The 5,302-nt window shown below is 69.3% G+C and carries 4 protein-coding genes, 1 tRNA gene and 1 pseudogene; 3 read left to right on the forward strand and 3 right to left on the reverse strand.

Annotation, left to right across the window (positions count from 1 at the left end):
- Together AC08OU_RS22215 and AC08OU_RS22220 are read left to right on the forward strand one after the other, a co-directional pair.
- Positions 1 to 440, forward strand: a pseudogene (locus AC08OU_RS22215) ([protein-PII] uridylyltransferase); the annotation flags it as partial.
- Between the two features lie 74 nt (positions 441 to 514).
- Positions 515 to 605: transfer RNA gene (locus tag AC08OU_RS22220), tRNA-Ser, on the forward strand.
- A 137-nt stretch (positions 606 to 742) separates the two neighbouring features.
- Here the strand turns inward: AC08OU_RS22220 and lysS are convergent.
- Positions 743 to 2,194: a lysine--tRNA ligase gene (lysS, locus tag AC08OU_RS22225; protein WP_476599790.1), complete on the reverse strand. Its 1,452-nt coding sequence runs from the start codon at positions 2,192 to 2,194 to the stop codon at positions 743 to 745.
- 426 nt (positions 2,195 to 2,620) lie between these two features.
- Here lysS and AC08OU_RS22230 point away from each other — a divergent pair, with 426 nt between their 5' ends.
- On the forward strand, positions 2,621 to 3,721 hold the full coding sequence (locus AC08OU_RS22230) for a glycosyltransferase family 4 protein (RefSeq protein ID WP_476599788.1): 1,101 nt from the start codon (positions 2,621 to 2,623) through the stop codon (positions 3,719 to 3,721).
- Positions 3,722 to 3,827: 106 nt separating this feature from the next.
- Here the strand turns inward: AC08OU_RS22230 and AC08OU_RS22235 are convergent, their stop codons facing one another.
- Together AC08OU_RS22235 and AC08OU_RS22240 are read right to left on the reverse strand one after the other, a co-directional pair.
- Positions 3,828 to 4,658 (reverse strand): polysaccharide pyruvyl transferase family protein, encoded by an 831-nt coding sequence (locus tag AC08OU_RS22235; RefSeq protein WP_476605692.1) that lies wholly within the window; start codon positions 4,656 to 4,658, stop codon positions 3,828 to 3,830.
- Positions 4,659 to 5,135 carry a hypothetical protein gene (locus AC08OU_RS22240; RefSeq protein WP_476605691.1) on the reverse strand — a complete coding sequence of 159 codons (477 nt, stop codon included), beginning with the start codon at positions 5,133 to 5,135 and terminating at the stop codon, positions 4,659 to 4,661.
- Positions 5,136 to 5,302 lie beyond the last annotated feature (167 nt).

Genomic DNA, 5,302 nt, shown 5'->3' on the forward strand with positions numbered 1-5,302 from the left:
GACGGGTACCGGAGCCGGCGCGGCTGCTCGCCGACCTGCGGGCCGCGCTCGCCGGCACCCTCGACGTCGCCGGTCGGCTCGCCGCCCGGGAACGCGACTACGCCGGGGCCAAGCGGTGGACCACGCCCGGCGCACCTCAGGTGATCTTCGATGACGACCTGGGATCGATGACCGTGATCGAGGTACGCGCCCCCGACCAGGCCGGCGTGCTGTACCGGATCGTACGGGCGCTGTCCGGGTTGCGCCTCGATGTCGCCACCGCCATCGTCGCGACCCTCGGACTAGACGTGGTGGACGCCTTCTACGTGCGGGAGGCCGATGGTGGTCCGGTGGCGGACGGCGGACGGCGCCGTGAGATCGCGGACGCGATCCTCGCGGCCCTGGGACCGATGGAACCCATGGACCGCGCGGAACCGGCCGGCCGGACCACACAGACGTGATCCAGCCCACCGGGATCCGCTCGGACCAAGCGTCAGCACCGTCGTGGGAGACGCTATGATGAGCAGGCACGTTGGGAGGCTTCGCCTAGTCCGGTCTATGGCGCCGCACTGCTAATGCGGTTGGGGGCATACACCCCCTCCGGGGTTCAAATCCCCGAGCCTCCGCATCGACCAGGCGTTTTGAACGTACGTTCGAGACGCCTGGACAATTTCAAGATCATGCATCTCTAGTCGGCGGCAGTGGCCTCGGCGGGACCACGGACGGGCGAGTCGAAACGAGGGAATCCCACGGGCCGGAGCCGTCACAGGTCATCTTCGACGGGGGCTGTCTGGTCTTTGTGGGCGCCGCGCATGGTGGGGAAGAGGACGACATCGCGGAGAGTCGGGGCGTCGGTGAGCAGGGCAACGAACCGGTCGATGCCGAGCCCGAGGCCGGACATCGGGGGCATCCCGTATTCCATGGCCTCGATGAAGTCCTCTTCGAGCATCATGGTCTCGTCGTCACCGGCCTCCCGCAGCGCGGCCTGTTCCTCAAGCCGCTGCCGCTGTTCGGCGGGGTCGACGAGTTCGGAGTAGGCCTTGACGATCTCCACGCCGTTCACCACGACCTGGAACATGTCAAGCGCGGTGGGATCGGTGTCGCTGCGCCGGGCCAGCGGGACTAGTTCCGCTGGGTGGTGCACGAGGAAGCACGGCTGGACGAGATCGGGTCGGACCGTCTTCTTGTAAAGCAAGTCTACCAGGCCAGCGTAGGACGGGGAGGTTCCGACGTCCAGGCCGAGTTCGGCCACCCGGGCGCGCAGAGTGGGAAGATCACGGACGACGGTGAGGTCGATGCCGGTGCGCCGCTCCACCTCGGCCCGGTAGTCGATCTCCGGCCAGTCGGTGCCGAAGTCGAGCTTGACACCCTCGTAGGTAACCGCCCGGGTGCCGAGGACGTCGTCGAGGACCGTGAGGATCAGTTCGCGGACGAAGGCCATGTTGTCGTGGTAGTCCCAGTAGGCGGCGTACCACTCCAGCATCGTGAACTCCTGGAGGTGCGAGGAGTCCATGCCTTCGTTGCGGAAGTTGCGGCCGAGTTCGTAGACGCGGTCGTAGGCGCCGACGACGATCCGCTTGAGATAGGTCTCGGGGGAGATCCGCAGGTAGAAGTCCTCACCGAGGGCGTTATGCCTGGTGATGAACGGGCGGGCCGCGGCGCCGGACGCTGCCTCTTGCAGCATCGGGGTTTCGACTTCGAGGAAGTCGTTGTCGTCAAGGAAACGCCGAATCCGCCTGATGATGTTCGCTCTGGTCTGGAAGCGTTCCCGGGACTCGGCGTTGACGAGCAGGTCGAGGTAGCGGCGGCGGTAGCGGGCCTCGACGTTGGACAGGCCCTGCCACTTGTCCGGAAGGGCACGCACGGTCCGGTTCAGCACCGTCATCTCGGAGATGGCGACGGTCCGTTCGCCGCGGCGGGTGGTGTAGAGGCTGCCGGCGACCCCGACGAAGTCGCCGATCTTCACAGCCCGGGACCATTCCTTGACGACCTCGGCACCCAGATCGGTCTTGGACAGGGAAACCTGCACCCGGCCGCTACGGTCCTGGAGATGCCCGAAGATCAGCCCGCCCATACGGCGCCACAGGACCACGCGGCCGGCGAGACGGACAGCCGTCCCGTCGGGAGCGGCTGCGGCATCGGCCGCGACCGCGTCGGTCCGGTAGCCGGACCGCGGCCCCGCCACCTCGGTTACCCCGGACTCCTCGATCGACATCAACACACCCTCTTGCCGCAGAAAGCACCAGCTAGCCACGAGGGTGGCGTTGCGTGAACGCTCCCGGGCGGGCCAGGCGACGGACCGCCATCCTGTAGATGACTGCTCCAGAGATGACTGCTCCAGCCTACCGACCCTCAGCGAACCACAGCCGGCGTAGGTCATCCTGATAGTGGTCGATCGTGGTTTCCGCGAGATGCCGGGCACGGCCAGCTCCATGATCGCGAAACGCTCGGACGCCGACGCCGCCAGGGGCGGCAGGGCTTGTTCCTTTGACGGCGGGTATCACGATTGGTGGCGGGTATCACGACAGTCAAACGCTCTTCTGCGCCTTGTTTTGTTCACATCCGTCCGGAAATGTTCTCCAATGGGTTGGGTGTGACCGGGTTGGGTTCGACAGGTTGAGGTGAATAGGGTGGTCATCGCGTGAAGGTGCTGCTCTACACCGACACAGCCGGCCGTGGGGGCGCCGAGATCAGCCTGGGCAATCTCGCGGCGGCGGCGGATCCGGGCCTGGACGTCCAGGTTGCCGGTTCCGACGCCGGGCTGGTCGAATGGGTCGCCGGCCGTCGGCGCGGCGGCGCGTCCGTCCATGTCGTGCGCGGGGGGACTGGCGCGCACGTGCGGCTGCTGCGCCGGGTACGCCCCGACGTCCTGCACGTCAACCGGTGTGTGCCGTGGGCGTGCGCGCCGATGCTGGCCGCCGGTCTGGCGGCCGGAGTGGCCGGTTGCGATCTGCGGGTCGTCGCCGTCGATCAGCTTCCGCTGCGGACGACTGACTTGCCGCTGCTCCTGCGGACCAGGGCGCTGTCGCCGCGGGCGGACGCTCGGGTCGCCGTGGGAGCCGGCAGCGCGCGACGGGTGGAGGACTTCTACGTCCTGGGACGCGGTTCGGTGTGCAGCATCCCGAATGGTGTCCCCGACCTCGGCGCCCCGCCGCACCGGCCGGCCAGGCCGGGCCCGATGGTGGTAGGTAGCCTCGGCCGGCTCGATCGGATGAAGGGCTATGACGTGCTCATCGCCGCTCTGGCCACGATGGACGGGGCGAACGTGGTTGTCGTCGGTGACGGGGCCGAGCGCCGCCAGCTGATCGAGTTCGCGGCGGCCAGCGGGGTGGCCGACCGGTTCGCCCTCGCCGGCTGGTCCGACGCGGCGCGCGGCGCCCTAGCCGGCTTCGACGTCTTCTGCCTGCCGTCCAGGACGGAGGGCTTTCCGCTGACGATCGTCGAGGCGATGCTATCCAGGCTGCCGGTGGTGGCGACAGCGGTCGGCGGCGTCCCCGAAGCAGTGATCGACGGCGAGACCGGGCTGCTCGTGCCCGCTGGCGACCCGGCCGCCCTGGCCGCTGCGCTGTGCCGGTTGCGGGATGATCCGCTCCTGCGCCACCGGCTGGGGGAACGGGCACGGCAGGCGGCCGTGAGCACCTTCACCGACCGCCAGATGGCCCGCGCCTACCTCACGCTCTGGGAACGGTGCCGCTCGCAGCCGCGGGCCTCTCGCCTGCGGCCCGAACCGCCGCGCCCATGACCTTGAACTGACCGCGAATTCGGGAACTGACGGAAATCTACGAACTGACCACACATCCAGCTCAGGCTTCGCCGGACCTCGTGCCCGGACCAGACCCCGCTCCGGCTCAGTGTGGCTCTCCAGTGGCGTCCGGCAGGCCGCGGCGCGCCAATGCCATCAGCTCCGGCCAGGCGGCCCGCAGGTTGCGGCGCAGCGCGGGCGCCTGCGCGAGAACGGTGCGGAGCACATCGGCGAGACGCTCGCCAGCACAGGCCTGGGCGGGTTCGAGTTCACACCATGCCGGCAGCCTCGCGCTTTCCAGCAGGCCCGAGAACTTGTCCTGGTAGCCGACCGCCAGAGGGGGGACAGCCTGGCTGATCGCCGCAACCGCCAGATGCATCCGACCGGTGAGGACCATGTCCACCGCACCTACGAGTGCCTTGGCTCCGGCCGGTCCGGCGTCGGTGTGCAGCACGTGGGCACGTCCGGGTTCCCGCTCGTCCAGCCGGCGGTGCAGCCGCTCGGCGAGCATCAGATCGCCTTGTTCCCCGCGCCGATCGTGCGGGATCAGCAGCCACGACGTGCCGGCCAACCCGGCATCGCCCAGCCCGTCCACGTACCCGTCGAACAGCCCGGGAACCCGGCCCGCTACCAGCTGGTTGATGTTCACTGCGCCCACCCGGCGGCCGTCGGCGCGCTGCCGGTCCAGCCATACCCGCGCCGGCGCCCCACCGGGCTGGTGGAGATCCGGCTCGAGCAGGAAAGCCAGCTCGGCGACCAGTTCGGCGGTGATGCCGAGCGTGGCCAGCCGGGCCTGGGAGTGCGGGTCCCGCGCGCACACCCGCACATGTCCGCTCAGGCAACGCAGCGCGCGGGCTGCGGCCAGATCTGCCTGTGCCCGCCAGCTGTGCCCCAGCAGGGTGACCTGGGCGCCGGCGTGCAGGCTCAGCGCGGCCAGCTACGCGTAGCGGACCGCGAGCTCGGCACCGTAGGCTCCGTCCAGGATGTCCGCACCGAGGATGTGGACCTCGGTGACCGATGCGAGCAGCGGGACCATGCCCAGCCACGCATCCCAGGCGGCCGCGCCCCGTGCCAGCAGCACCGGTTCCAGATCTCCTGCGGGAGCCGTCCCCAGCGTGCGCTGCCAGGATGGGGCGCCGACGTCAACGTAGCGGCAGTACGCACCGTGCCGGGCCGCAAGCGCCGCCCAGGCGACACGCATCATGGCCTCATCCCCGAGGCTGCCCCAACCGGCCGGTGGCACCAGCAGGGCTGCCGGCCGAGCGCCGCCCGCCCGCAGCTCCGTCGGGGGCCACCCCCGCTCGCCGGCAAGGTCCCGGAGCAGGGTGGCAGGGCCGCACCCGGCGCCACCCTCGTAGCTGCCACTTTCAGGAACAATTCGCCCCGGCCTGTGAGCGGCCTCGTCACCAACCACAGAGAACACCCTTCCGTCATCCCCGCCCGATTCATCGAGGAGTACCTACCCAATACCTGTGAGTGATGACTGGCGTTGCGCCACTCGCGTTATCCTGACCCGGCCGGGTAGCGATCAGGTACGGCTGATGGGGACGTTTCGGGTATGATTGGCGGGGACATTCTTGA

The organism is Frankia sp. CcMO1 (genome assembly GCF_977945845.1).